The sequence below is a fragment of the Nonomuraea sp. NPDC049504 genome (assembly GCF_040676845.1).
Lineage (GTDB): Bacteria > Actinomycetota > Actinomycetes > Streptosporangiales > Streptosporangiaceae > Nonomuraea > Nonomuraea salmonea.
In genome coordinates, this window is the sequence record NZ_JBFAPT010000010.1 from 135,452 (window position 1) to 160,758 (window position 25,307).

Annotated in this window: 19 protein-coding genes; 10 read left to right on the top strand and 9 right to left on the bottom strand. The window is 71.5% G+C overall.

Annotation, left to right across the window (positions count from 1 at the left end; genetic code table 11):
• The first annotated feature begins 539 nt into the window (after positions 1–539).
• The 9 genes from AB0K28_RS20585 to AB0K28_RS20625 all read left to right on the top strand — a co-directional run bounded on the left by AB0K28_RS20585 (position 540) and on the right by AB0K28_RS20625 (position 9,189).
• Positions 540–2,228: a hypothetical protein gene (locus tag AB0K28_RS20585; protein WP_364372194.1), complete on the top strand. Its 1,689-nt coding sequence runs from the start codon at positions 540–542 to the stop codon at positions 2,226–2,228.
• A 7-nt stretch (positions 2,229–2,235) separates the two neighbouring features.
• Entirely contained in the window at positions 2,236–2,688 is a 453-nt protein-coding gene (locus tag AB0K28_RS20590) for a roadblock/LC7 domain-containing protein (protein ID WP_345405362.1), read from the top strand.
• The gene (locus AB0K28_RS20595; RefSeq protein WP_364372198.1) at positions 2,685–3,035 is read left to right on the top strand and encodes a DUF742 domain-containing protein; all 351 of its coding nucleotides are present in this window, start codon (positions 2,685–2,687) and stop codon (positions 3,033–3,035) included. The genes AB0K28_RS20590 and AB0K28_RS20595 overlap by 4 nt, the downstream gene beginning before the upstream one ends.
• The gene (locus AB0K28_RS20600) at positions 3,016–3,594 is read left to right on the top strand and encodes an ATP/GTP-binding protein (RefSeq protein WP_345405368.1); all 579 of its coding nucleotides are present in this window, start codon (positions 3,016–3,018) and stop codon (positions 3,592–3,594) included. Before AB0K28_RS20595 ends, AB0K28_RS20600 begins: the two co-directional genes overlap by 20 nt.
• The gene (locus AB0K28_RS20605) at positions 3,591–4,916 is read left to right on the top strand and encodes a cytochrome P450 (RefSeq protein ID WP_364372201.1); all 1,326 of its coding nucleotides are present in this window, start codon (positions 3,591–3,593) and stop codon (positions 4,914–4,916) included. Before AB0K28_RS20600 ends, AB0K28_RS20605 begins: the two co-directional genes overlap by 4 nt.
• Complete coding sequence (locus AB0K28_RS20610; RefSeq protein ID WP_345405375.1) at positions 4,820–6,046, top strand: cytochrome P450; 1,227 nt, start codon at positions 4,820–4,822, stop codon at positions 6,044–6,046. The genes AB0K28_RS20605 and AB0K28_RS20610 overlap by 97 nt, the downstream gene beginning before the upstream one ends.
• A gap of 113 nt (positions 6,047–6,159) precedes the next feature.
• Entirely contained in the window at positions 6,160–7,116 is a 957-nt protein-coding gene (locus AB0K28_RS20615) for a D-alanine--D-alanine ligase family protein (protein WP_364372204.1), read from the top strand.
• A gap of 5 nt (positions 7,117–7,121) precedes the next feature.
• The gene (murF, locus tag AB0K28_RS20620; RefSeq protein ID WP_364372547.1) at positions 7,122–8,483 is read left to right on the top strand and encodes a UDP-N-acetylmuramoyl-tripeptide--D-alanyl-D-alanine ligase; all 1,362 of its coding nucleotides are present in this window, start codon (positions 7,122–7,124) and stop codon (positions 8,481–8,483) included.
• Between the two features lie 13 nt (positions 8,484–8,496).
• Positions 8,497–9,189, top strand: coding sequence for an aspartate/glutamate racemase family protein (locus tag AB0K28_RS20625; RefSeq protein WP_345405384.1), 693 nt, complete (start codon positions 8,497–8,499; stop codon positions 9,187–9,189).
• A 143-nt stretch (positions 9,190–9,332) separates the two neighbouring features.
• Here AB0K28_RS20625 and AB0K28_RS20630 read toward each other — a convergent pair whose 3' ends face one another.
• From AB0K28_RS20630 to AB0K28_RS20670, 9 genes are all read right to left on the bottom strand, one after another.
• Entirely contained in the window at positions 9,333–12,551 is a 3,219-nt protein-coding gene (locus AB0K28_RS20630) for a hypothetical protein (protein ID WP_364372207.1), read from the bottom strand.
• Positions 12,548–13,876 (bottom strand): SWIM zinc finger family protein, encoded by a 1,329-nt coding sequence (locus tag AB0K28_RS20635; RefSeq protein ID WP_345405392.1) that lies wholly within the window; start codon positions 13,874–13,876, stop codon positions 12,548–12,550. The genes AB0K28_RS20630 and AB0K28_RS20635 overlap by 4 nt, the downstream gene beginning before the upstream one ends.
• A 100-nt stretch (positions 13,877–13,976) precedes the next feature.
• Entirely contained in the window at positions 13,977–14,741 is a 765-nt protein-coding gene (locus tag AB0K28_RS20640) for a hypothetical protein (RefSeq protein WP_345405395.1), read from the bottom strand.
• A gap of 95 nt (positions 14,742–14,836) precedes the next feature.
• Positions 14,837–15,847: a LacI family DNA-binding transcriptional regulator gene (locus tag AB0K28_RS20645; protein WP_364372212.1), complete on the bottom strand. Its 1,011-nt coding sequence runs from the start codon at positions 15,845–15,847 to the stop codon at positions 14,837–14,839.
• A gap of 62 nt (positions 15,848–15,909) precedes the next feature.
• The gene (locus AB0K28_RS20650) at positions 15,910–16,965 is read right to left on the bottom strand and encodes a LacI family DNA-binding transcriptional regulator (protein ID WP_364372215.1); all 1,056 of its coding nucleotides are present in this window, start codon (positions 16,963–16,965) and stop codon (positions 15,910–15,912) included.
• A gap of 35 nt (positions 16,966–17,000) precedes the next feature.
• The gene (locus AB0K28_RS20655) at positions 17,001–18,077 is read right to left on the bottom strand and encodes a LacI family DNA-binding transcriptional regulator (RefSeq protein WP_364372218.1); all 1,077 of its coding nucleotides are present in this window, start codon (positions 18,075–18,077) and stop codon (positions 17,001–17,003) included.
• A gap of 109 nt (positions 18,078–18,186) precedes the next feature.
• Positions 18,187–19,608, bottom strand: coding sequence for a non-reducing end alpha-L-arabinofuranosidase family hydrolase (locus tag AB0K28_RS20660; protein WP_364372550.1), 1,422 nt, complete (start codon positions 19,606–19,608; stop codon positions 18,187–18,189).
• A 64-nt stretch (positions 19,609–19,672) separates the two neighbouring features.
• On the bottom strand, positions 19,673–21,703 hold the full coding sequence (locus AB0K28_RS20665) for an RICIN domain-containing protein (protein WP_364372221.1): 2,031 nt from the start codon (positions 21,701–21,703) through the stop codon (positions 19,673–19,675).
• Between the two features lie 319 nt (positions 21,704–22,022).
• Complete coding sequence (locus AB0K28_RS20670) at positions 22,023–23,495, bottom strand: endo-1,4-beta-xylanase (RefSeq protein ID WP_364372224.1); 1,473 nt, start codon at positions 23,493–23,495, stop codon at positions 22,023–22,025.
• 479 nt (positions 23,496–23,974) lie between these two features.
• On the opposite strand from AB0K28_RS20670, the gene AB0K28_RS20675 reads away from it, so the two are divergent.
• A complete protein-coding gene (locus AB0K28_RS20675; RefSeq protein WP_364372227.1) occupies positions 23,975–25,288 on the top strand; it encodes a PHB depolymerase family esterase in 1,314 nt (437 codons plus the stop codon).
• Positions 25,289–25,307 lie beyond the last annotated feature (19 nt).

The window sequence follows — 25,307 nt, forward strand, 5'->3', positions numbered from 1 at the left end:
ACTTCGTGGGTGGGAGTGGCAGGTCCCGGTTGCCGCTCGGCACGAAGAGCATCCTGTTCGACATGGAGCGAACGGGTCGTGCCGAGGTCCGGGCCGAGGTCCGGGCCGAGGTCCGGGCCGAGGTTCGGGTCGAGAGTCTTGAGGGCGTCGACGACTTCGCTCGGCGCGGCCCTGTTCCATCGAGGACCCGAACAACTACGCAACGTGAAGATGGAGTGACGTTCATCCACGAGATGGCTGGCGAAGGGGATCCGGGTCGCCATTTCAGGAGATTAGGTTCTTACGGGCCAATGGGCCAGGTTTGATATATCCGCAGGTCAGGCCGGTAAGCCCGGAAACGGTCACGGAACGTGATCATGGGAACGCTACCAAGCCCTTTTCATCCCGTTTTAAGGGCATTTATGGGCATTCATGAGTGCCGTCCACGCTATTTGACTATCTTGGTCTCCCCGGAATACTGGGTGGGCGAACGGCGCCGGTTCGCCCTTTCCTCCTAGCTCAGGACTGTCATGCCGTCAGATTTTGTCAGCGTCGCGATAGTGGCAGGCGTCGTCGCCATCGCTCTCGCCGCCGTGCTGATCTACCGAAACCGCGCCGGCCGTGAGCTCGCGCAGACCCGCGCGCAGCTGACCGAAACCCGGCGCGCGCACGAACGCCTGTCCCGCGAGGGCGGCCAGTGGGAGCAGCGCCTGCGGCAGGCCGAACACCAGGCCAGAGAGGCCGAACGCCAGATCAGGGAGGCCGAGCACAAGGCCAGGGAGGCCGAGCATCAGGCTCGTGAGGCCGAGCACCAGGCCCGTGAGGTCGAACGGCAGGCCCGCGAGGTCGAACGGCAGGCCCGCGAGGCCGCCGAGGAGGCCCGCGAGCTGCGCGCCCAGCACGACCTCGCCCGCGCCGAGACCGACCACCTGCTGACCACCCGCATCCCCGCCCTGGTCTCCCACCTGCGCGCCTCCCACGTCACCGTGCCAGGGCTGCAGAACGCGAAGCTGGCCGGCACCGACATCGACCGCCAGCACCTCGCCGTGCTCGACGCGATCTCCAGCGCGGTGCGCGAGGAGTCCGTACGCATCGACGAGGCCGCCCAGGCGATCGTGCGCGGCGCGATGTCGCGCGTGCAGACCCAGGCCCTGCGCGCCCAGGACCTGCTGTCGTCCGTCCAGCAGCGCTACAGCGGCGACGAGCACACCGACCTGCTGCGCGAGGTGCTCGGCCTCGACATGTTCAACGAACTCATCATCCGCCGCGCCCAGGCCACCGGCATCGCCTGTGGCGCCACCGCCGGGCTGTCGCGCGACGACACCTACCTCGTCGACCTCGTGGTCGGCGCCGTCGCCCGCGTCGAGAACTTCGACCAGCGCATCGACGGGCCCGCCAACCACCTGCGCCGCCGCGTCGGCGTGGCCGCCAGGGCCGCCGAGCCGATCCTGTTCGTCACCTCCGAGCTGCTCGCCAACGCCGTCCACCACTCCCACGGCACGCTCAAGGTGACCATCGCCCTCCACGAGACCAACACCGGCGCGGCCATCGTCATCGACGACGCCGGCGTCGGCCTCAACGAGGAACAGTACGCCCGCGCCGGGCGGCTGCTCAGCGGCCGGCACTCCGTACGCCTGGTCGACCTCGGCAACCCGCCCCACACCGGGTGGGCCGCCATCGGCCGGCAGGTCGCGCAGTACGGCATGCAGGTCACGGTGAAGAAGAGCGCCTACGGCGGCGTCCAGGCCGTGGTGAGCGTCCCCGCGGGACTGCTGGTGGAGATGCCGGAGAACACCCGCCCGTCCGTGCTCGCGCCCGAGCCGGTCAGGGCCGTCGTCGCGACGTCGCCGTACCAGCAGCGCCTGCCCGAGGCGGCGCCGGTGCCCGCCGCGATCGCCCCGCGCCCCATGCGCGCGCCCGAGCCGCCCGAGCCGCGCCCCATGCGTGCGGCCGAGCCGCCCGAGCCGCGGCCGGTGCGCACGGCCTCCCTGACGGACGCGCCCACCGACCCGGGCACCGACCCGGGCACCGGCCCGGCGGCCCTCTCGGACACCGGGATCGACGGCCTGCCAGGGCTGCCGCAGCGCCGCCGCCAGACGCCGCGGCGCGCCCCCACGGGCCCCGCCACCACCCCGCTCACCACCCCCGAGGAGGCCCAGAAGCGGTGGGGCGACTTCCAGACGGGCGCAGAAGCGGGCCGCCGCGAAGCGCTGCCGTCTCAGCACGACGACGCGACCGAAGGGAACTGAACCCTCCATGGACCACACCCCCGCCGCCACCCCCCGCCCGCGCCGCCGGCCGCTGACGCTCGACGTCTCCTGGGTCCTGTCACCGCTCCTCGCGCTGCCCGGCGTCACCAGCGGCGTGGTGCTGAGCCGCGACGGGCTCATCCTCGGCGGTTCCGCCAACGTGAGCGTCGAGGCGGGAGAGCGTACGGCCGCGATGACGAGCTCGGTGCTGGGAGCCGCCCGCGCCCTGTGCGAGGGGCTCAGCAACGGCGCCGACGGCGAGGTCGTGGACATCGTCATCTCCGCGGGCACCGGCTACTACTACCTCGCTCCCGCCGGTGACCGCGCCGCCATCGTCGTGGCCGCCACCGGCGCCGTCCAGATCGGGTCACTCGCGTACGAGGTGCAGCTCCAGGTGCAGAAGCTCATCAAGGCGCTCAACGACGCCAGCGCCGCCAGGACGCCGGAAGCCCCGGCATGACCTCCGGACGGCAGCGGCGGCGTGTCGTCCCCGACTTCATGGCCGCCGCCAAGCTGGCCGTGCCAGAACACATCAGCGTCGAACGGACGACCCTCGTCTACGTCGCCCCCGAGGCGGTCCACGGCGCGCTGGACCCACCGGGCTCTCACCTGGTGAACCTCCTGGAGGAGGGCCCGCTGTCCGTCTATGAGTGCGCGGCGCACCTGGGCCTGCCGTACTGCGTGGTACGGCTGCTGGTGGCGGGGCTGGCGGCCTCCGGCACGCTGCTGACCCGGGATCCGCCGCGCGCGGACGGACCCGACATAGAAATCTTGGAGTTGGTACTCAGTGGCCTCCGCGCTCTCTGATAGCCGGATCAGCGCCGACCACATCCCGGTCAAGCTGATCATCGCCGGACCCTTCGGCGTGGGCAAGACGACCATGGTCAGCGCCCTGTCGGAGATCGAGCCCCTCAACACCGAAGAGGTCCTCACCCAGGCGGGCACGCTGGTCGACGACCTCACCGGCGTCAACGAGAAGACCACCACCACCACCGCGATCGACTTCGGCCGGCTCACCCTGCCCGGCGTGGTGCTGTACCTGTTCGGCGCTCCCGGGCAGACCCGCTTCCAGGTGCTGTGGGAGGAGCTGGCGCGCGGCGCGCTCGGCGTGCTGGTGCTCGCCGACACCCGCCGCATCGACGACAGCTTCGCCGTGCTCGACCTGGTCGAGAACGCCGGAATCCGGTACGCGGTCGCCGTCAACCACTTCCCCGACTCGCCCGAGTACCCGGCCGAGGCGCTGCGGCAGGCCCTGGACCTCGACCCGCGCACGCCGCTGCTGGTGTGCGACGCCCGCGACCCCGTCTCCGCCCGCGCCTCCCTCATCGCGCTGGTGGAACACATCAAGGAACTGATGTCGACATGACCCTGCGTTATCTGCCCGACGCGGGCAAGCTGTACGGGCCCGAGTTCACCAACGACCCGCAGGCGGTCTACGCGCGGCTGCGGGAGCGGCACGGGGCCGTCGCGCCCGTGGAGATCGCCCCCGGCATCCAGGCGCACCTGGTGATCAGCTACCAGGCCGCGCTCGACGTGCTGACCAATGCCGACGGCGCGTGGAGCAAGGACTCGCGCCCGTGGCAGGTCAGGCTGCCGGACACGCCCGGCGCGGCGGCCGCGCTCGGCATGCTCGCCCACCGCGACAACGTGCTGTTCTCCGACGGCGCCGACCACGCCCGCTACCGCCGGGTGGTGATCGACTGCTACAGCATGATCCAGCCGCACAAGCTGCGCGACATGGTGATCGAGGTCTCCGACTCGCTGATCCGCGGCTTCGCCGCCAAGGGCTCGGCCGACCTGGTGCACGAGTTCGCCAGGCCGATCCCGCTGCGCGTGTTCAACCTGCTGCTCGGCCGCCCCGACTCCGACAGCGCCGCGCTCATCTCGGCCCTGTACGACATGATGGAGGCCGACCCCGAGGCGGGCGCGCGCGGCTCCGAGAACTACTACCGCTACATCATCGAGCTGATCGAGTCGAAGTACGCCAGCCGCGGCGACGACCTGACCTCGTGGTTCATCGACCACCCCGCCGGGCTGACCCAGCAGGAGGTCATCGAGGCGCTCGTCGTCACGCTGGCCGCCGGCTTCGACCCGATGGCGAGCCTCATCTCCAACACGATCTCCCGCATGGTCAGCGACGACCGCTACTACAGCTCGCTGACCAACGGCGCGCTCAGCACGTACGACGCGCTCATGGAGGCGCTGCGCGCCGAGCCGGCCATGGCCAACTACGGCCCCTACTTCACCACGCGGGCGGTCGACTTCCACGGCACCTGGATCCAGCCGGCCGAGCTGGTCCTGGTGTCGTACGCCGCGGCGAACACCGAGCCGACCCACGTACCGGACGAGCTGCGCTCCGACGGCGGCTCCTACCTGGGCTTCGGCGCCGGCGCGCACCGCTGCCCGGCCTCCGACCCGGCGACGCTCATCGCCATGACCGCCATCGAGCGGCTCACCTCGTACCTGAGCGACCTCGAGCTGGACGTGCCGCGCGAGGAGCTCGAGTGGCGGCCGGGGCCGTTCATCCGCTCGCTGGCCACCCTTCCGGTCAGTTTCACCCCCATCCGCCCCGACCAGCCTGGAGAGTCCCCTTGGTCAGCGCAGAGCGCGTCGCCCTCGACCCCTTCGGAACCGACCTTCCCGGCGAGTCCCGCCGACTACGCGACCTCGGCCCCCTGGTCCTCGTAGAGCTCGCCGGCGGCATCCCCGCCTGGGCGGTGACCCGGCACGACCTGCTCAAGGAGCTCGTGCTCAATCCGCTGGTCAGCAAGGACAAGCAGCACTGGCGGCTGTGGGAGGAGGTCGGCGGCCGGCCCGAGTGGATGTGGATCGCGGGCTGGATCGGCGTGCGCAACATGCTCAGCACGTACGGCGCCGATCACCGCAGGCTGCGCAAGCTCATCGCGCCGAGCTTCACCGCCCGCCGCAGCAAGGCGCTGCAGCCCGTCATCGAGCGCATCATCGCCGAACTGCTCGACGACATGGCCGCCACGCCTCCAGGGCAGCCGGTCGACCTGCGGTCGGCGTACGCGCATCCGCTGCCGATGCGGGTGATCTGCGAGCTGTTCGGGGTGCCCGAGCACATGCGGACCGACATGGCCGAGATCATGGAAGCGGTCATGGACACCACGGCCACGCCCGAGGCGACGGCGGCCAACCTGCAGCGCATCGCCACCGTCCTGCCCGCGCTGGTCGCCTACAAGCGCGAGCACCCCGGCGACGACCTCACCACGGAGCTGATCGAGGCCCGCGACCAGGGCGACCGGCTCAGCGACGACGAGCTGCGCGACACGCTGCTGCTGCTCATCGCCGCCGGGCACGAGACCACCGTCAACCTGATCGGCAACGCGGTGCACGCCCTGCTGACCCACCCCGAGCAGCTCCGCCGGGTGCTGGCCGGGGAGATCACGTGGGAGGCGGCGGTGGAGGAGACGCTGCGCTGGGCGCCGTCCATCGCCAACCTGCCGCTGCGGTTCGCGATCGAGGACATCGAGATCGCCGGTACGCGGATCCCGGCCGGCGACGCCATCATCACCACGTACCTGGCGGCCAACCACGACCCCGCCCAGCACGGTGAGGACGCCGACCGGTTCGACGTCGCCCGGGACCAGGCGGAGCACCTGGCCTTCGGCGTCGGCGTGCACCGCTGCATCGGCGCGCCGCTGGCCAGGCAGGAGGCGCTCACCGCGCTGCCCGCCCTGTTCGCCCGTTTCCCCCACCTGCGCCTGGCCGAGCCGAGCGGTGAGGCGCCGCACGTGCCGTCGTTCATCGCGCACGGCTGGAGCGAGCTGCCGCTGCTGCTCGACGACCCGTCCTGACGCCGTGACACGATCATGACATCGCGCTGACGGCGCGCGGACATCGCCGCACCACAGTGATTCGGAGCCGCCCCCGGGCCGGCTCCGAATCACTGCAGGAAGGCTGATGGATCGTGACAGAACGCGTACGCGTGGCCGTCTTGGGAGGCGGGCCGTCCGCCGAGCACGAGGTGTCGCTGCAGTCGGCTCAGGCCGTGCTCGACGCCTTGCCCGCCGACCTTTACAAGCCTGTCCCGGTCATCATCGACCGGCGCGGCCGGTGGCCGGTGGAGCTGCGGCGCGACGTGGTGGACGTGGTCTTCCCCGTGCTGCACGGCCCGTACGGGGAGGACGGCGTCGTCCAGGGGCACCTGGAGGCGCTCGGCCTGCCGTACGTGGGGTGCGGCGTGCTGGCCTCGGCCGTCGCGATGGACAAGGTCGCGATGCGGCGCGCGTTCGTCGCGGAGGACGTGCCGGTCACCTCGTCCGTGTGGTTCTCCGCCCGCGAGTGGCGCGCCACCACCGACCCGTGGGCGCTGGTGAAGCCGCTCGACTGGCCGATGTACGTCAAACCGGCCAACATGGGCTCCTCCATCGGCATCTCCCGCGTCACCTCCGTGGACGAGCTGCGCGCCGGCGTGGAGCTGGCGCTCACCCACGACCGGGTGGTGGTCGTCGAGCAGGGCGTGAGCGCGCGGGAGTTCGTGTGCGGCGTGCTCGGCGGCCACGACGAGCCGGACGTCTCGGTGCCCGGCGAGCTGCTCGTGCCCGGCGACTGGCTCGACTACGAGGCCAAGTACCTCGGCCGGTCCGAGATCGCCGCCATCCCCGCCGTCCTGCCCGACCGGATCGCGGGCGACATGCGCGAGCTGTCCCTGCGCGCCTACCGCGCGATCGGCGGCTACGGGCTGGCCCGGGTCGACTTCCTCTACGAGGAGGCGACGGGCCGCCTGTACGTCGGCGAGATCAACACGATGCCGGGCTTCACCGCGCGGTCCGTGTACGCCAGGTGCTGGGAGGCGAGCGGTGTCCCGTACCCGGAGATGCTGCGCCGCCTCATCGACCTCGCCTTCGCGCGGAGCCGCGCGTGATCCCCATGACGCTGCGCGAGATCGCCGAGGTCGTCGGCGCGCGCCTGCACGACGTGGCCCGCCCCGGGACGGTGGTGTCGGGTCCCGCTGCGGTGGACTCCCGCGAGGTGCGGCGGGGCGGGCTGTTCGCCGCCACGGCCGGCGCCCACGTGGACGGGCACGACTTCGCCGGTGCCGCCGTCGCGGGCGGCGCCGTCGCGGTGCTCGCCGCGCGACCCGTCGGGGTGCCCGCGCTGGTCGTCGAGGACGTCCAGCTCGCGCTCGGGCGGCTGGCCGGGCACGTGCTCCGGCGGCTCCGCCCGGCGGTGATCGGCCTGACCGGGTCCGTCGGCAAGACCACGACCAAGGACCTGCTGGCCCAGGTGCTCGAACGGCACGGGCCGACCGTGGCCACCGACCGGTCGTTCAACAACGAGCTGGGGCTGCCGCTCACCGTGCTGCGCGCCGACGCCGGCACCCGCTACCTGGTGCTGGAGATGGGGGCGAGCAGGAAGGGCGATCTGACCTATCTGACCGGCATCGCGCCGCCCGGGCTCGGGCTGGTGCTGAACGTCGGGGCCGCGCACGTGGAGCGCATGGGCGGCGGGCTCGCCGACGTGGCCGCGGCCAAGGGCGAGCTGGTCGAGGCGCTGCCCGCCGACGGGTGCGCGCTGCTCAACGCCGACGATCCGTACGTGCTGGGCATGGCGGGTCGTACCCGTGCGCCGATCCTGCTGTACGGGCGCGCGCCGCAGGCCGAGGTGCGGGCCGAGCACGTGCGGCTGGACGGGCGGGCACGTGCCGCTTTCGACCTGATCACCCCGACCGGCCGGGCCCCGGTCCAGCTGGACCTCATCGGCGCGCACCAGGTCGCCAACGCCCTGGCGGCCGCCGCCGTCGCCACCGCGCTCGGCCTGGACGCCGCCGAGATCGCCGACGGCCTGACCGCCGCCCGCCGCCGCTCGGCCGGCCGGCTGGAGATCGTCGAACGGCCCGACGGTGTCACCGTCGTGGACGACGCCTACAACGCCAACCCCGAGTCCATGCGGGCCGGGCTGCGGGCGGTCCGGGCCCTGGCCGGCGACCGCCGTACCGTCGCCGTGCTCGGCGCCATGGGGCAGCAGGCGGACGCCTCCCGCGCCCGGCACGCCGACGTGGGCGCGCTCGTCACGCTGCTCGGCTTCGACGTGCTGATCGCGGTCGGCGCGGGCGACCCGCACGCCATGGCGGAGGCCGCGGCATCCCGCGGCGTGCACGTCCACACCGTCGCCGACCCCGCCGAGGCCGCCGCCCTGGCCACTGAGCTGCTGCGGCCGGGGGACGTGGTGTTCGTCAAGGCGTCCAGCGAGATCGGGCTCGGCGCCTGCGCCCGCGCCCTCACCCACTGAACGGAGAACGCACATGCGCGCGATCGGCCTCATCGGCGGGCTGAGCTGGGAATCGACCGCCATCTACTACCAGATCATCAACCAGCGGGTACGCGAGCGGCTCGGCGGCAGCCACTCGGCCGACAGCCTCATCTGGTCCGTCGACTACACCACCGTCGAGGACCTCATCTTCGCCGGCCGCTGGGACGAGGTGAGCGCCCTGCTGGCCGACGCCGGCCGCAAGCTGGAGGACCTCGGCGCCGGCGTGCTGCTCGTCTGCAGCAACACCTTCAGCAAGGTCAGCGACGACGTGGCGCGGGCCACCGGCGTGCCCGTGCTGCACATCGCCGACGCCGTGGGCGCCGAGGTCCGCTCCCGGGGGATGCGCAAGGTCGGCCTGCTCGGCACCCGCTTCACCATGGAGCAGCGCTTCTACCGTGACCGGCTGGTCTCCCACGGCTTCGAGGTGATCGTCCCGCCGCGCGAGCAGCGGGACCTGGTGCACGACGTGATCTTCGGTGAGCTGGTGCGCGGCGTGATCCGCGAGGCGTCCAGGGACGCCTACGCCGAGATCATCGACGGGCTCGCCGCCGCCGGGGCCGAGGGCGTCATCCTCGGCTGCACGGAGATCGAGCTCCTGATCACCGAGAAGGACACCACCGTCCCGCTGCTCCCCACCGCCCGCCTCCACGCCGAAGCCGCCGCCACCTTCGCCCTGTCGGGCTGACGCCGGGGGCCGCCTTGGCTCTGGCGGGATGGCCCCGGCCGTCGCCGCCTTCGCCTCGATGGGCCGGCCCCAGGGCGCCGCCTTCCCTTCCTGACGGGGCTGACCTCAGGGCGCCACGCGTGAGCGCGGGCGCCCTGAGGCGGTCAGGGGGCGGTGAGGAGGGCATGCAGGTTGCGGCATTCGTGGGCGAAGCGCGACTTCCTGCGGGTGCCGGCATGGCCGGCGATCACCGGGATCTCACCGCGGGCGTCCGTCCACGCGGCCACCTCGGCGGCGAAGGCGACCCAGGTGGTGTGGGCGGTGATGCGCCGATCCGTCCCCGCACCGGGAACCAGCTCGGGGAGCAGGCCCCGCAGGATGCGCCACACCTCGTGGTGACCGCCGGCCTCGGCCAGCTCGGTCAGCGCCGCGATGGCCGCCTTGGTCTCCCGCCAGGTGCGGCGCAGCACCAGCGCGAGCTGCCGGCCGATCGCCTCGCACGGCAGCGTGCCCCGCGCGGCCAGGCAGAGGACCAGCGGCAGCGTGCCGTGCAGCTCACCGCCCAGCATGAACGCGATGATCACCCCCGTGGCCTCGCCGAAGGGACCGTCCGAGAGCTCCAGAGCGGCGACGTCGGCGGGGAACAGCCCCGCACCCCAGTAGTCGTGGAGCAGGGCGGGCAGGGCGCTGACGGCCACGATCTCGGGGTGCGAGGGCACCATCGCCGCCCAGGCGGGAAGCTGGCCGCGCAAGTCGTCCCGCCGCCAGTAGTCCGGCTCCCGCAGCAGCACCTCGTCGATCATCCGATGGCCGCTGGGCGCCGTCACCCGCACCACGGGCCGCAGCTTGACCTCGGTGAAATGCTCGGGCTCGCTGTCGCCGAAGTCCACCATGGACGCGCCGACCATGTGCTGCCACACCGGCCCGCACTCGGGGTCGGTCATGCCGCCCTCGGCGAGCCACCGGGCGGCCGAGCCCGCCGCCTCCGAGCCGATCTCGGCGGCCCGCGCGGCCGCCGCGGGGTGCGTTCCGCGCGGCAGCCGCAGCAGCGCCTGGGCCAGGTCGGCGGGCAGCGGCTCCACCCCGGCGGCGGCGCAGACCGCCAGCCGATCGACCAGCACGCCGGGGTCGAGGTGACCGCTCGTCGAGGTCGGCGTGGCCAGCAGCACCGGCGGCAACGCGTCGGCGCGCAGGGCCGCGGCAAGCTCGGCGTAGCGGTGCAGCAGGAAGTCGTGCAGCGGGGCGACCGAGCCGCCACGCGGCAGCCGGTTGACCCGACGCCACTCCTCCGGCTCGGGCAGCTCCTCCGGCATGAACGACCGCAGCCGGGCCGGCATGTAGGAGACGGTCACCTCGACCAGCGGCTCGTCCGGGGCCGGCACGGGCACCGGCTGCCCGGCGCGCATCGCCGCGATTCTGTCAGGGGCGACGCCCAGCTCGGCCATGCGCTCGTAGACGTCTTCGAGGATGTGGGACGGCATGGCCTCATCGGAGGCGTCGTAGCGGACGCCGGGCCGCGACCGTAAGGCGTGGCGGTGATCAGGCGGCCCGGAGAACACGTCGTCGTCCGCGGGGGCCGGGCCGGTGAGGACGTCCCACCTAGCCTCCTCTTCCGGCTGCCGGTGGCCAGCGGGGGAGTCGAGGTGGACCCGGCCGCCGCTGAAGGCGACCTCCTTGCCGTGCTCGCGGGCCACCGCGGCGCCCGGACCCTCGTCACTGGTCCAGGTGATGTCGATGACGCGCAGCGGGCTGTCGTCGTCAAGGTAGCGGCCAGGACGGTAACCGCCGAACACCGCGAACCCTCTGGCCCGGCGACGCGGCTCCGGCGGGGGCTCCTCGCCGCGCGGGATGGCGCGTACCCGTACGGAATGGCTGGAGTTGTCCCAGGCCTTCCGCGGCTGGACCGGCGGCACCTCCGGCAGGCTGCCGGGACTCACCAGCTCGCGCGCCAGCGCCAGCTGCCAGCGGTCGGGCTCGTCGAGCACCTTCCTGGGATGCCAGTGCCGGCGCTCGACCTCCGGCTTGAGCTCGCCGCTGAGGCGGGCCCGGTCGTCGGCGACCCCGGCGACGAAGGCCGCGAGCCAACACTCCCTGCGCACCCAGAACTCGCCGGCGTCCGGATGGATCGACGGCGCGGGGAACGGCTCCGCCTGACGCGGCGCGGGCAGCGGCGGGAACACCTTGCGCTCCTGCTCCTCGACCGGGACCTCCCCGCCGAACCGCGCGACCAGCCGCGCCCGCTGGTCGGCGGGCAGGTGCTCGAAGCCGTCGCCGACGGCCTCGGCGTGATCGGCTAACAGCCCGGCATGCTTGAGCGTCAGCTCCACCGCGCGGTTGCGCACCTCGAAGGACGTGTGCGCGTACGCGGTCGTCAGCGCCGGAACGAAGTCACCGGCTGCGTCGGGTGTGGCCCGCAGCCCCTCGTCGAGCCAGCGCAGGCCCATGACCGCGAGCTTGGCCTCCGCCCTGAACGTGAGCGCCTCCACCGCCTCGACCAGGTCGGCGTGGCCGAGCGGCGGCGCCGCGCGCACCTGCCCGGCCGCCAGCTCGGCGACCGTGCCGGGCGCCGACGGCAGCAGCCGCAGGTAGTCGCGCAGGCGGGCGGCGGACTCGGCGGGCGTCGGTTCGAGCAGTGTGTGCAGCCGGACGAAGAACCGCAGATCCTGGACGTCGCCGCCGCGCAGGAAGCGGCTCACGCACCCGTCGAGCGCCTCCTGCCGCGGCAGCCCGCGCGCGGCGGTGGCCAGCCAGTGGGTCGGGCGGGGATCCAGGCGTTCCTCACGCAGGACGCGGCCCGCGCCGTCGGCGGTGAAGATCCGGGGCAGCAGCACCGGCAGCAGGGGATCATTGGGCACGCTCGGCGCGGCCAGCCAGGCGGCCACCAGCGGGTCGTGGTCGGGCGGCGTGACGCCGGACGCGCGCAGCAGCGCCACGGCCAGCGGCGCGATGCGATCGGCCGGACGGCGCACCCGCAGGGCCAGCCGGGCCGCGACGTCGCGACGCCACTCCGGCGAACGCGGGGCGGCCACCCGGCACACCTGGGCGACGTCGATGTCGCGGGCCCAGCGGCGGTTGACGTCGCGGCTGGTCACCCACGACACCGTCGCCGCGGGCCCGCCGATGACCCCCACCCCGGCCAGCAGCAGCCCACCGGCCACCATCCTGATCCCGTCGGCGACCTGCCAGGAGATCATGTCCACGTGGCTCTCGTGGTGTTCGGCGCGCAGCTTCTCCGTCAACGCCTCGCGCAGCTCCTTGACCAGGCCGGGCAACCGGCCCGCCAGCTCCGCGCGCTCCTCGTCGGTGAGCGCGACCAGGCGGTCCGCCAGCCGGGCGGTCCGCTTCTCGCTGATCAGCGTACGGATCTCCGTCCAGAGACTCATCGGGAGACCTCCACGGCGGCGCGGGCGACGATCCTGGCGGCCAGCACGTGCTTGCACGGCCCACGGGAGCCGCGATGGTCCCACCACCACTCGCACGTACACGACCCGTCCGTCAGCGACACCCGCCGCTCGCCGCCCGAGGTGCGCACGGTCGCCAGCTCGCCCTCCAGCCGCACCGCGCCCGCCTCGGCCAGCCTGCGCGCCTTGGCCAGGCGCGGGTTGAGCAGCAGCACGTTGTCCTTGTCGTACGGCAGCTCGCGGTGGAAGTGCGCGGCCTCCGCCAGGTCGTAGCCGACCCGGCCGGCGACGCCGAGCTGCGTCAGCGCGGCGCGTACGCGGTCGGCCGGGATGCCCGCCCGGTCGGCCAGCAGGCCGATCTCGACCTCGGGCTCGAAGTTGAGCAGCATGCCCACCACGTCGGCGTCGTTCTCGGCCTCGTCGGTGGCGAGGTCGTGGAGCACCGCGCCCTCGCCGGAGAAGCCGCGCCAGCCCTCGGGGGAGAGGGTCAGCGTGTAGCGCATGCCGGGCAGCTCCAGCTCCCAGGCGCTGGACGCGGCGTCGGCGGCGCCGTAGACGCGCAGGGTCTTGGCGAAGCGCAGCAGCGGCAGCAGGGTGGCGAGCCGGTTGGGGCCGGCCAGGCGTACGGACCCCGGCGTCTGCCGCTCCGACGCCTTCAGCTCGCGCCCCGCCTGCGTCACCCACAGCGTGCCGCGCTTGGGCAGCCCGCGCAGGAACCGCACCGCCGCCATGCCCGCCAGCTCGCCCCGCTGGTCCATGCCCGAGGCGATCACCTGCACCTCGGCGAAGCCGCGCAGCCAGCGCTCGGGCAGCGGCACCTTCTTCTCCACCACCGCGCCGTCGCCCGTGGTCACCACCAGCTCGTCGAGCCCCACCCCGAGGTGCAGCGGGTCGCGCGCGCCGATGCGGGCCAGCGCCTCGCGCAGGGGCGCGTTCACGTCGACGTTGGTGGTGCCCCGGTCGAACACCTCGCCGTCGAGCGCGCCGCCCAGCAGGTCGAGCCGGGCGTAGACGCCGCCGCAGGCCGAGAACGACTCGAAGCGCAGCCGGTCGCCGTTGCACGTGACGACCGGGTCGCGTACCCAGCCGGGCCGCGACTGCGGCTGGTGGTAGCGGGCGAGCGCCACATCGGCGACGCCGAGCAGCGCCGCGGCGGCCGGAGCCGCCTGAGTGACCACGCCACTGAAGAAGCGCGGAGCGAGGGCGGGCCCGGACAGGGCCCTGCCACCGGAGGTCGCCAGCCCGAGGCGACCGTCGACAAGGGAGGAAGGCGCGGCGTACGTGTACGCCTGCGTCGCTGCAGTCATGGCGGGGACGATAGATCGCCCCACCGACAGATTCCACCGGGGCCCCGAGGCCGATCTCGGACGCTGCCCGATCAACGCCGGCGGCCCGCTCGGGGCTTGACTAGATCCCGCATCCACCGCCCTGGTCGGCAAGCGGCGGCATCGGGGCACCCACCTGCTTCCACTCCGTCTCCTGGCGTCTCCCCAGACCGTGCTCGTCTATCCGGGTGCTGAAGGTCGACGCGAGAAGGCGCTCTTTGGCCAGTCTCGCCTCCGCGGACGTCGCCAATCGCAACTCTGTGCTTCTTCTGTAGTGGGAGTCGGGAATGCTCGGATGGGCCGCGGCGACTCTGAGCTCGATCGCCTCGATCCACATGGCTTCGTGCATCCGGTCCCGCGCCAGGCGTTTCTTCTCCCGATGCCGTGTCAATGACTGCTTTTCGAAGCGGCAGATCCAGTGGCCGTTCTCTCGCTCGATGGAGATCGGCTGAGGCGGCGAGTCGCGCCACATGGACGAGTCCGCCTTCTTGGATACGACCAGATAAGCCAGTACATAAAGTGCGAACGCTCTGGCTTCGTCCGCATCGAGGCCCGTGTCGCGGTCCCCGCGACGCCTGCGCACGAATGCGCGCACGGCGCTCTTGGCGCCATCGTAGATGGCGTTTCCCATCACCCCTGCGATGGCCGCCTCAGCGCCCCACTGCAGCGCCATGGAGATCAGAACATAGTCGATGTCCAGGTGAGGATCGGGGTCCTTGTGCTTTATGGCGGCGTACTGCTCGCCCAGGAGAGTCCGCGCGTCTTTCCCGGCATCCTGAGCGCCCAATAGGTCGTGAACCGCTTGAAGGTCCTCGGCGTCCTCATCACTGGTGGGTGGCGTGGTCACTTTTCCACTTTCTCATGAGCGGTCTCACCGGCAGTGCGGGAAATGTGCATGCGCTCTGGAGCCGCCTCGTCGCCGGCGCATTCCGCGGGGCCGGGTCAGGCGGGTGGGGCGGTGCTGGCGCGGATGATGAGTTCGGTGGCCAGTTCGACGCGGGTTTGCGCCAGTTGTTCGCCTTGGGCCAGGGTCAGGAGCATGGACGTCGCGGCGGCGGCCATGTCGGCCAGCGGCTGGCGGATCGTGGTCAACGGCGGGATGGCCCAGCGGACGGAGGGCAGGTCGTCGAAGCCGATGACGCTCAGGTCGTCGGGGATGCGCAGGCCGAGCTGGTGGGCGGCGTGGTAGACGCCGATGGCCTGGCCGTCGTTGGTGGCGAAGACGGCCGTGGGGCGGTCGGGCAGGCGCAGCATGCGCAGGGCCTCGGTCAGGCCGCCCTGGATGAGGAAGTCGCCGCGGCCGATCAGCTCGGGGTCGACGGGCAGGCCGGCCATGTCGAGGGCGGTGCGGTAGCCGTCGAGGCGGGCGCGGCTGGACAGGGCGGAGTCGGGCCCGGTGATGATGGCGATGCGGCGGTGGCCGAGGTCGAGGAGGTGGCGGGTGGCGGTCAGGCCGCCGTGCCAGTTGCCCGCGCCGACGGACGGGACGTCGCCGCCGGGGGTGTCGGCGGGGTCGAGCAGGACGAGCGGGATCTCGCGGCGGGCCAGCAGGTCGTGCTGGGCCAGGGTGAGGCCGGAGAACACCGCGATCACGCCGCTCGGCCGCCGCCGCAGCACGCCCTCCAGCCAGGCGTCGCCCTCGGCGCTGTCACGGTGGACGTCGGAGACCGCCACCGTCAGCTCGTGCTTGCGGGCGACCTGCGCCACGCCCTTGGTGATCTCGACGGGGTAGTCGCCCTCGAGGGCGTGGAAGACCAGCTCGACCAGGGCCGTGGGGGTGGAGCGGCGGCGCTGGCGGCGGTAGCCGTGGCGGCGGATGAGCTCTTCGACGGCGGCGCGGGTCTCGGAGGACACCTCTGAACGGCCGTTGACGACCTTGGAGACCGTCGCGGTGGAGACGCCGGCCAGCTCGGCGAGCTGGGCGATGGTGAGTGGAGACGACTCCGTGGTCATGGCCGCAGTCTAGCCAGGCGAAGCCCGAACCAGGGCGGTCCCGGCCCGCCAAGATCAGGCCTTCAGCGTACGTTCCGCGCCCTGGCGGTGCTGTCGCGGGCTATGAGCTGGGGCGGGACGACCAGCACCTCGTGAGCGGCCGGCCGAGCCGCGTCCATCCGCCCGAGCAGCAGCTCGATGCTCAGCCTGCCGACCTGACCGAAGTCCTGCCGGACGGTGGTGAGGGCGGGGGTGAAGTACGCGGACTCGGGGACGTCGTCGAACCCCACCACGGACACCTGCTCGGGCACCCTGATCCCCGCCTCGCTGAACGCCCGCAGCAGGCCGAGCGCCATCTGGTCGTTCGCCACGAACACCGCGCTCAGGTCGGGGACGCGGGCCAGCTCTCCGCCGGCCACGTATCCGGATCTGGGCGTCCAGTCGCCCGTCAGCGGCTCGGGGATCTCGCGTCCCGCCGCCGACAGGGCGGCTCGCCATCCCTCGCGTCGTCCCTCGGACTCCAGCCAGCCGTCCGGGCCGCTGACGTGCCAGACGGTCTCGTGGCCCAGCGCGAGGAGGAGAGCGGTCGCCTGCCGCGCGCCTTCGGCCTGGTCCACGCGGACCACGGGCACGTGGCCGTGGTGCGGGTACTCGATCGCCACGGCGGGCAGGCCGGCAGGCAGACCGGCCAGGGCTCGCGCGGCGGCGTGCTGCGGCGCGACCACCACGACACCGTCGACGCCCTGCTCGACCAGGTGACCGATGGCCTCGTCCACGCCCTGCTCCACCAGGCTGCTGATGGCGGTGGGGGCGTTGATGGTGCGCAGGCTCAGGACGCTGACGAAGTAGCCGGCTTCTCTGGCCGCTTGTTCGATGCCGTGGACGGTTCTGGCGGGGCCGTACAGGGTGGTGTTGAAGCCGATGACGCCGAGCCGGTGGGAGCGTCTGGTGACCAGCGCTCGCGCGGCCAGGTTTCGGCGGTAGCCGAGGATGCCGATGGCGTGCAGGACGCGCGCCCGCGTCGCCTCGCGCACTCTCGGGTGCTTGTTCAGCACGCGGGAGACGGTCTGCTGGGAGACGCCCGCCAGCTTGGCCACGTCGGCCATGATCGGGAGGTGGCGCTCGGCGGGTGGCCGCAATCTGTCCCTCTTCCGGCGTACGGCAGCATGCGGCGTCAGGCTAAGCCTCCCCGCCGACGAGCGTCAAGATTGTTTTCGGTGATTCGACAGTAACGTTCGGCAGGTGTGGTGCTTCCTCGGAGGATGAGGTCGGTGCCCAGCTCGACGCGGTGCCGGACCGGGCGATCGCCGCGGGCCAGGGCGAGGACCAGGTCGGCGGCGGTCGCGGCCATCTCGGGGAGCGGGCGGCGGATCGTGGTGAGGGGCGGGTCCATCCACCGGCCGGCCAGCGGGGCGTCGAAGCCGATCACGCTGACGTCGTCGGGGATGCGCAGGCCGAGCCGGTGCACGATGCGGTAGACCCCGGCGGCCTGGCCGTCGTCGCAGGTGAGGATGGCCGTCGGTGGGGACGGCAGCCGCAGGAGGCGCTCAGGGGCGTCTCCTGGGCCGGCGATCAGCCCGGGGTCGACGGGCAGGCCGGCCATGTCGAGCGCGGTGCGGTAGCCGTCGAGGCGGGCACGGGCGGCCAGGGCGTCGGCGGGGCCCGCGACGGCGGCGATGCGGCGGTGACCGAGTGAGAGCAGGTGGCGGGTGGCCGTGAGGCCGCCGCTCCAGTCGCTCGCGCCCACCGAGGCGACCTCGGCCGGCTGCTCGTCTCGCGGATCGAGCAGGACGAGCGGGATGCCGCGGGTGGCGAGCTGCTCGCGTTCGGTGCCGGTGAGGCTGCAGAACACCGAGATCACGCCCGTGGGACGGCGGCTGAGCACCCCCTCGATCCAGTCTCTGCCCCGGTCGTCGCCGTAGCGCAGCCGCGACAGCGTCACGGCCATGCCGTGCTCGCGCGTCACCCGTTCGACGCCTGCCGCGACCTCGGCGGGCGCCTCGCCGTCGAGCGTGTCGAAGGCCAGCTCCACCAGGGGCGCGAAGGGGGCGCGGCGCCGTTGCGGCCGGTAGCCGTGCTCGTGGATGAGCCGCTCGATGAGCGCGCGGGTCTCCGGCCTGACCTCCGTACGGCCGTTGACGACCTTCGAGACGGTGGCCGTGGAGACTTGGGCCAGCTCGGCGAGCTGCGCGATGGTCAGCGGCCGTGGCTGCGTGGCGCCGTCGTCGGGTGGCCCTGCGACCATGCTCATGCCGAAAGTCTAGCCAGCAGTTTTCGGGACTTCGGACCTTAGTTTTCGGCGGCATCGATGACAGCGGGAGGCCGGGGCCGCTGGGCGGCCCCGGCCTGGATTCACGGCCTCAGCGCTGCAAGGTGAGCAGGCCGGGGCGGTAGGGGAGGAGGCCGTAGTCGCCGCCGCTGTTCGGGCTGCGGCCCTGGTAGAGGAGCTGCAGGTTGCAGGGGTCCACGGTGAACGTCTGGTCCGCGCTCGCCCTGACCAGCTCGCCGTGGCTGATGTCGTTGGTCCACGTCGCGCCGCTGTTGGCCTTGCCGGCGAACGGGTTGCCCTCGCTCGCCGCCTGCGGCGTCCACGTGCCGTTCAGGCTGGTCGCCGTGAACGAACGGAAGTAGCGTCCCTGCGAGCCGATCGCCTCGACCAGCATCAGGTACTTGTTCTGGCCCTGCAGCTTGTAGACCTGCACGCCCTCGAACAGGTTGTTCGTCGAGTCGCTCATGATGATCGTCGAGGACGAGCCGAAGTTGCCGGGGAAGTTCCCGATGGGCATGCTCGCCCGGTAGATCCGGCCGTTGTCCCCGGCGAAGAACAGGTACATGTTCGAGCCGTCACCGATGAGCGTCTGGTCGATCGGGCCGGTGCCGGAGCCGGAGATGCTGCCGGTGAACAGCGGCTGCTCGCCCGACCAGCCGTTCGGGTTGGTGGGGTCGGTGGAGGTCCGGTACGAGAAGGCCGAGCTGCCCCACTGGTAGGCCAGCACCCAGATGTTGCGCGGCGCGAAGTAGAACAGGGTGGGCGCGACGGTGCCGGAGTTCATGGCGTTCTGGCTGGCCGAGCCCATCTCCGACCAGTTGGTGAACGGGCTGAAGTTCATCGACCCCCAGCGCGTGCCGGTGTCGTGCGTGGTCGCGTAGACCAGGTGCCGGCCGTTGTAGGGGGCGACGGTGAAGTCCTTGAGCGACACCCAGCCCGACCGCGGCTGCGCCAGCGGCCCCGTCGAGGTCCAGCGGTAGCTCGACGGCAGGTCGCACTGTCCGGGGTTGCCGGGGTCGGTGCCGCCGTCCACCTTGACGAGCTGCCACTGCTGGTTGGCGCCGCCCCAGTCGTCGTACTGCACGATGTTGCCGCCGTCGGCGGTGGAAGCGCCCTGCACTTCGAGGGCCTTGTTGCTGTTGCGGTTGATGAAGCGGACGTGGCCGTCGGAGCTGTCGGCCAGCCGCCACTGCTGGTTGGTGCCGTTGTGGTCGCTCCACTGGACGACGGACGCGCCGTTGGCGGTGGAGAAGTTGTAGACGTCGAGCACCTTGCCGGAATGGCGGGACTTGATGCGGTAGTAGCCGCCGCCGGAGTCGACGAACTGCCACTGCTGCTGGTTCTGGTTGTTACGGCTCCACTGGGTGATGCGGGCGCCGTCGTTGGTGGCCAGGTTGTAGACGTCCAGCGCCTTGCCGCTGTTGCGGTTGACCAGGATGTACCAGGCGTTGGTGTCCACGGTGGCCGCGCGGGCCGGTAGGGCGACGAGCAGGCCCGCCAATAACGAGCCCAGCGCCGCGAGGACGGCCAGGAGTCTGCGATTCACGAAGCATGCCTTTCTCGAGAGGGGGGTTCGATCAGGGTGCGGTGAGGTCGAAGCGGCGCACGGTCACCGCGCCGCCGAGCGACCTGGTGGCGTAGTTGAAGATTCCGAAGCGGTAGCCCATGAAGAACTGCCAGGCGTTGTTCAGCGTGAACGCCCGGCCGAGGCTCACGTACGTGCTGCCGTCCGTGCTGTACGAGAAGCGCGCCTGCCGGCCCGACCCCGGCCGGACGTCGGCGGTGACCCGCAACCAGATCCGGCCGCCCGAGACGGGAGCGCTCGCCGCCTCCGTACCGGTGCCGGTCGTCTGCCACGAACTGTTCATGGTCAGCCCGTCCGTCATCGCGACCCGGGTGACCCCGTTGTCGCGCCGGACGCCGATCCACGCCGACTGGTCGCGCAGCATCGCCAGGCCGGCGCGGTCGCCGTCGGCCATCTGCGCGTAGTCGAGCTCGATCGTCGCCGTGGACTGCGGCCCCTGGATGCGGTGGGTCAGCGTGTTGCGGGCGTTGTAGAGGTCGTTCGTGACGGTCGCGGTCTGCAGCCGCAGGCCGTTGCCGGTGGAGTAGCGGCTGGTGTCGGGGTTGTGGTTCCACTCCCAGCGGTGGCCGAGGCTGCCCGACGAGAACGTGTCGGGGCCGATCATGGACGCCACGGTCTTGGACGTCTGGATGTTCGGCTTCGGGTACGTCACGCCCCAGCGTCCGTTGACGGTCTGCAGCACCGGCCAGTCGCCGCTCCACGTGATCGGCGCGAGCGCCGGGACCCGGCCGCCGGGGTAGGCGTCGACGAAGGACATGTAGTACCAGTCGCCGTTCTGCGTCTGGACGAGCCCGCCCTGGTGCGGCACGCCGCCGCCGGAGATGGGACCGGGCAGGTCGAGCAGGACCTGGCGCATCTCGTACGGGCCCCACGGGGAGGTGGAACGGAGCACGTACTGGCCGTTGGCGGGCCTGGTCAGCCAGATGTAGTAGTAGCCGTTGCGCTTGTAGAAGCGGGCGCCCTCGAGGGTGCCGACGCTGCTCGGCGTCTGGAACACCTGCTGCGCCCGCACCTGGCTCAGCCCGTCGGCGGAGAGCTGGGCGACGCTGATGGTGCCGTTGCCGTAGGCGACGTACATGGTGTCGTCGGTGTCGATGAGCAGGCCCGCGTCGTAGTAGCAGTTGTTGATCTGCGAGCGCTTGGTCCAGGTGCCGTCCACGGCGGAGGCGGTGTAGACGTACGTGCGGTTGAACTCGATGCAACCCATCCAGTAGTAGGTGGAGTTGCTCGGCCGGTAGTTGAGCGTCGAGGCCCAGATGCCCTTCACGTACGCCCGTCCGCCGCTCAGGTCGTACGCGCCGGAGCCGAAGTCGAGCCGCGGCACCGAGTGCCCGGCGTACTCCCAGTCGACCAGGTTGTACGAGCGCAGGATCGGCGCGCCGGGGGAGTAGTGCATGGTCGAGGCCGAGTAGTAGTAGGCGTCGCCGACCCGGATGATGTCGCCGTCGGCGAAGTCCTGCCAGACGACGGGGTTGCCGTAGGTGTCACCGGGGTTGCCGGGGTCGGTGCCGTCGACCTTGACGAGCTGCCATTGCTGGTTGGCGCCGCCCCAGTCGTCGTACTGCACGATGTTCGCGTTGTCCGCGGTCGACGCGTTCTGCACTTCGAGGGCCTTGTTGCTGTTGCGGTTGATGAAGCGGACGTGGCCGTCGGAGCTGTCGGCCAGCCGCCACTGCTGGTTGGTGCCGTTGTGGTCGCTCCACTGGACGACGGACGCGCCGTTGGCGGTGGAGAAGCCGGACACGTCGAGGACCTTGCCGGAATGGCGGGACTTGATCCGGTAGTAGCCGCTGCCCGAGTCGACGAACTGCCATTGCTGCTGGTTCTGGTTGTTACGGCTCCACTGGGTGATGCGGGCGCCGTCGTTGGTGGCCAGGTTGTAGACGTCCAGCGCCTTGCCGCTGTTGCGGTTGACCAGGACGTACCAGGCGTTGGTGTCGACCGTCGCCGCTTGAGCAGTCGTCGGCGTCAGCAGCACGCCGATGAGCGTGAGGGCCGAGAGGATCGCGAGCGCACGCCTCACGGGGACCTCCAGCACGTACGCAACCGGGCTGTTAGCGCTAACATTTCGCTCCGCATGATGAGATGTCACTCCTTCTCAGGGTGCGTTGTCGGGGAGTACATCCGACGGTCCGGCCCGCCGTCAACGAACGTCAACGAAGGACGCCCCGCCGCCGGGCGGGGCGCGGCGCTCCTGCCTGGCGTTTCACGCCGTCAGAAGGACCGCTGTGCGCGGAGCGAGGTCATGAAAATTTCATGCGCTGATCGAGTTACGTTACGAGCGCGGCTGTCTCGTCCCGGTACCCGCCCGTCCGGGACCGGGACGAGAGCTCAAGCCGCGGTCAGGACCCGGAGTTGTAGGTCCACCGCTGGTTCGCGCCACCGTGGCAGGTGTAGAGCTGCAGCCCCGTGCCGTTGGCGGTGCCCTGGCCGACGGCGTCGAGACAGAGGTTCGACTGGACGCCGGTGATGCTGCCGTCGGAGTTCACGCGCCACTTCTGGTTGTCGCCGCCCCAGCAGGAGTAGATCTGGATGCGGGCGCCGTTGCCGCTGCCTCCGGCGTCGAGACACTTGTTGCCGTAGACGCGCAGCTCACCGGACGAGGTCTGGCTCCACTGCTGGTTGGTGCCGGTGTTGCAGTCCCAGAGCTGGACCGCGGTGCCGTCGCTGGTCGAGGCGTTCGGCACGTCCACGCAGCGGCCCGAGCCGGCGCCCCTGATCTGCCCCTCACCCTCCGGGTCGGGGCCGGGCGTCCCGGTGTCGCCGCCGTTCAGCGCGTTGAGGACCGCGGTATAGGCGGCCTTCTTGTTGCCGTTGCCGTCGAAGAGCAGCGCCTGGGCGCCGCTGCCGAGCCAGGAGTCGGTGTCGCGCACGCCCCAGACCGTGATGCCGGTGCAGCGCGACACGGCCAGGCAGTCGTTGACGACGTTGGCGTACGTGGTGGCCGAGCCGCCCTGGATGTCCAGCTCGGTGATCTGCACGTCAACACCCAGTGCAGCGAAGCTCGAGATGGTCGTGCGGTAGTTGCTGTTGTACGGGCTGTTGCTGTTGAAGTGGGACTGCAGGCCGACGCAGTCGATCGGCACGCCACGCGCCTTGAAGTCCCTGACCATGTTGTAGACGCCCTGCGTCTTGGCCCAGTTCCAGTTGTCGATGTTGTAGTCGTTGTAGCAGAGCTTGGCGCTCGGGTCGGCGGCACGGGCGGTGCGGAAGGCCACCTCGATCCAGTCGTTGCCGGTGCGCTGCAGGTTGGAGTCGCGCCGGCCGCCGGAGTTGCCGTCGGCGAAGGCCTCGTTGACCACGTCCCAGGCGTAGATCTTGCCCCTGTAGTGGTTCATGACGCCGTTGATGTGATTGATCATGGCCTGGCGCAGCGAGCCGCCCTCCATCGACCGCATCCAGTTCGGCTGCTGGTTGTGCCAGGCCAGGGTGTGGCCGCGGACCCGCTTGCCGTTCTGCACGGCCCAGTTGTAGATCCGGTCGCCGCCGCTGAAGTTGAACTGCCCCTGGTTGGGCTCGGTGGCGTCGATCTTCATCTCGTTCTCGGCGGTGATCATGTCGAACTCGCGCGAGGCGATCGAGGTGTACTGGCCGTCGCCGAGCTTGCCCTGGGCTATGGCGGTGCCGAAGTAGCGGCCGGTCTGCGCGGCCGCCGCGCCGAGCGTGCTCTCGGCCGCCTGCGCGGGTAAGGGCGCCGTCATGGCCGCGATCACGCCGATCCCGGCGATGGCGCTCACCACGCCGGCGATCAGCGCCCGCTTGCGCCTGCCGGGCGCGGGCGGGAAGGTGGGTGGGGACATGGCGTTCTCGCCCATGCCTGAGCCTCCATGTACGTGTCGGGGGGAAGGAAGCCAGCGGGGGACACCCGCGGCAGCGACGCCGCGGTGCGCACCACGGCGGTCGTGACGGCGCCCCCTGCCGCACACCACCGTTCCTGACAGGGGAGATCGTCGTGCGGTCTCAGTCTGGGAATCGCTCCGAAAGTTGTCAAGGATTTAGTGAAAGTTTCGGTCAGGGCGTCTTCGCGGTGTCCGTGACATCGTCCCGGAACACCTGATCAGCGTATTTGAAACTTTCGGCGGCCCGCCGATGGGAATGAAAGTTTCACGGCGCGGATCCCGATCGTGGCTGGTGAGCGCCTGCGGCGCGGCCCATGGCCGCACGGGGACTCTTGACACAACGTTTCTGCTCGGATTTGCTCCGTGCGCCACCACCGAACAGGCCCGAGGACACTCGGGGACACCCCTTGTTAGCGCTAACAGCAAGCGTCCGGCCCCCAGAAAGGACGTGCAGCATGAGAACGCGAAGGTACGCCGGCATCGGTGCCGGCCTGGTGGCGCTCATCGCGGCGATCGCGACCGGGCTGTCGTTGTCCCTGACCGCCCCGCAAGCGTCGGCGGCGGCGCTGACCGAGGTGACGAACTTCGGCAACAACCCGGGCGGCCTGCGTATGTACCTCTATGTCCCCGACCGTCCCGCCGCCAGGCCGGGCGTGCTGGTGGCGATGCACGGGTGCAACGGCTGGGCCCAGGGCTTCCACCAGGGGACGGAGTTCGCCTCCCTGGCCGACCGCCACGGCTTCATCGTCATCTACCCGCAGGCCAACAAGAGCGCCAACGGCATGTCGAACTGCTTCGACGTGTGGTCGAACGAGGCGCTGCGGCACGGCGGCGGCAGCGACCCCGTCTCGATCGTTTCCATGGTCAACTACGTGCTCCAGCGCCACTCGGGAGACCCGGAGCGGGTGTTCGCCACCGGCTTCTCCTCCGGCGCGATGGAGACGCTCAACCTGCTCGCCACGTACCCCGACGTGTTCAAGGCCGGCGCTCCGTTCGCGGGCGTGCCGTACGCGTGCCTCGGCCCGGCCGGCTGCGGGGACAAGTCGCCGCAGCAGTGGGGTGACCTGGTCAGGAACGCCTACCCCGGCTACACCGGAGCCCGGCCGCGCGTGACGGCCTGGCACGGCACCAACGACTCCGTCCTGCCGTACTCGATGCTGCAGGAGGAGATCGACCAGTGGACCAACGTGCACGGGCTGAGCCAGACCCCGACCTCCACCGACAGCCCGCAGTCCGGCTGGACCCGGCGCGTCTACGGCTCCGGGCAGGTCGAGGCGTACACGATCAACGGCGCCGGCCACGACCTGCCGCACAACGGGATGGCCGCGCACGCCATCCGCTTCTTCGGCCTCGACGGCGACGGCACGACCCCGCCACCGGACCCGGAGGGTGAGGGGCAGATCAGGGGAGTGGGCTCGGGCCGCTGCATCGACGTGCCGAACAACGCGACCAGCGACGGCACCGCCGTCCAGCTCTGGGACTGCAACACCGGCGCCAACCAGCAGTGGACGCAGAGTTCGTCCAGCGAGCTGCGTGTCTACGGCAACAAGTGCCTGGACGCGGCCGGCTCCGGCAACGGCGCCCGCATCCAGATCTACGCCTGCCACGGCGGCGCCAACCAGCAGTGGCGCCTCAACTCCGACGGCAGCATCACCGGCGTCCAGTCGAACCTCTGCCTCGACGCCGTCGGCCAGGGAACAGCGAACGGCACCCGCCTGCAGCTCTACTCCTGCCACGGCGGCGCCAATCAGCGCTGGACCCACAGCTGACCGCCACCGTCCGGCCCCG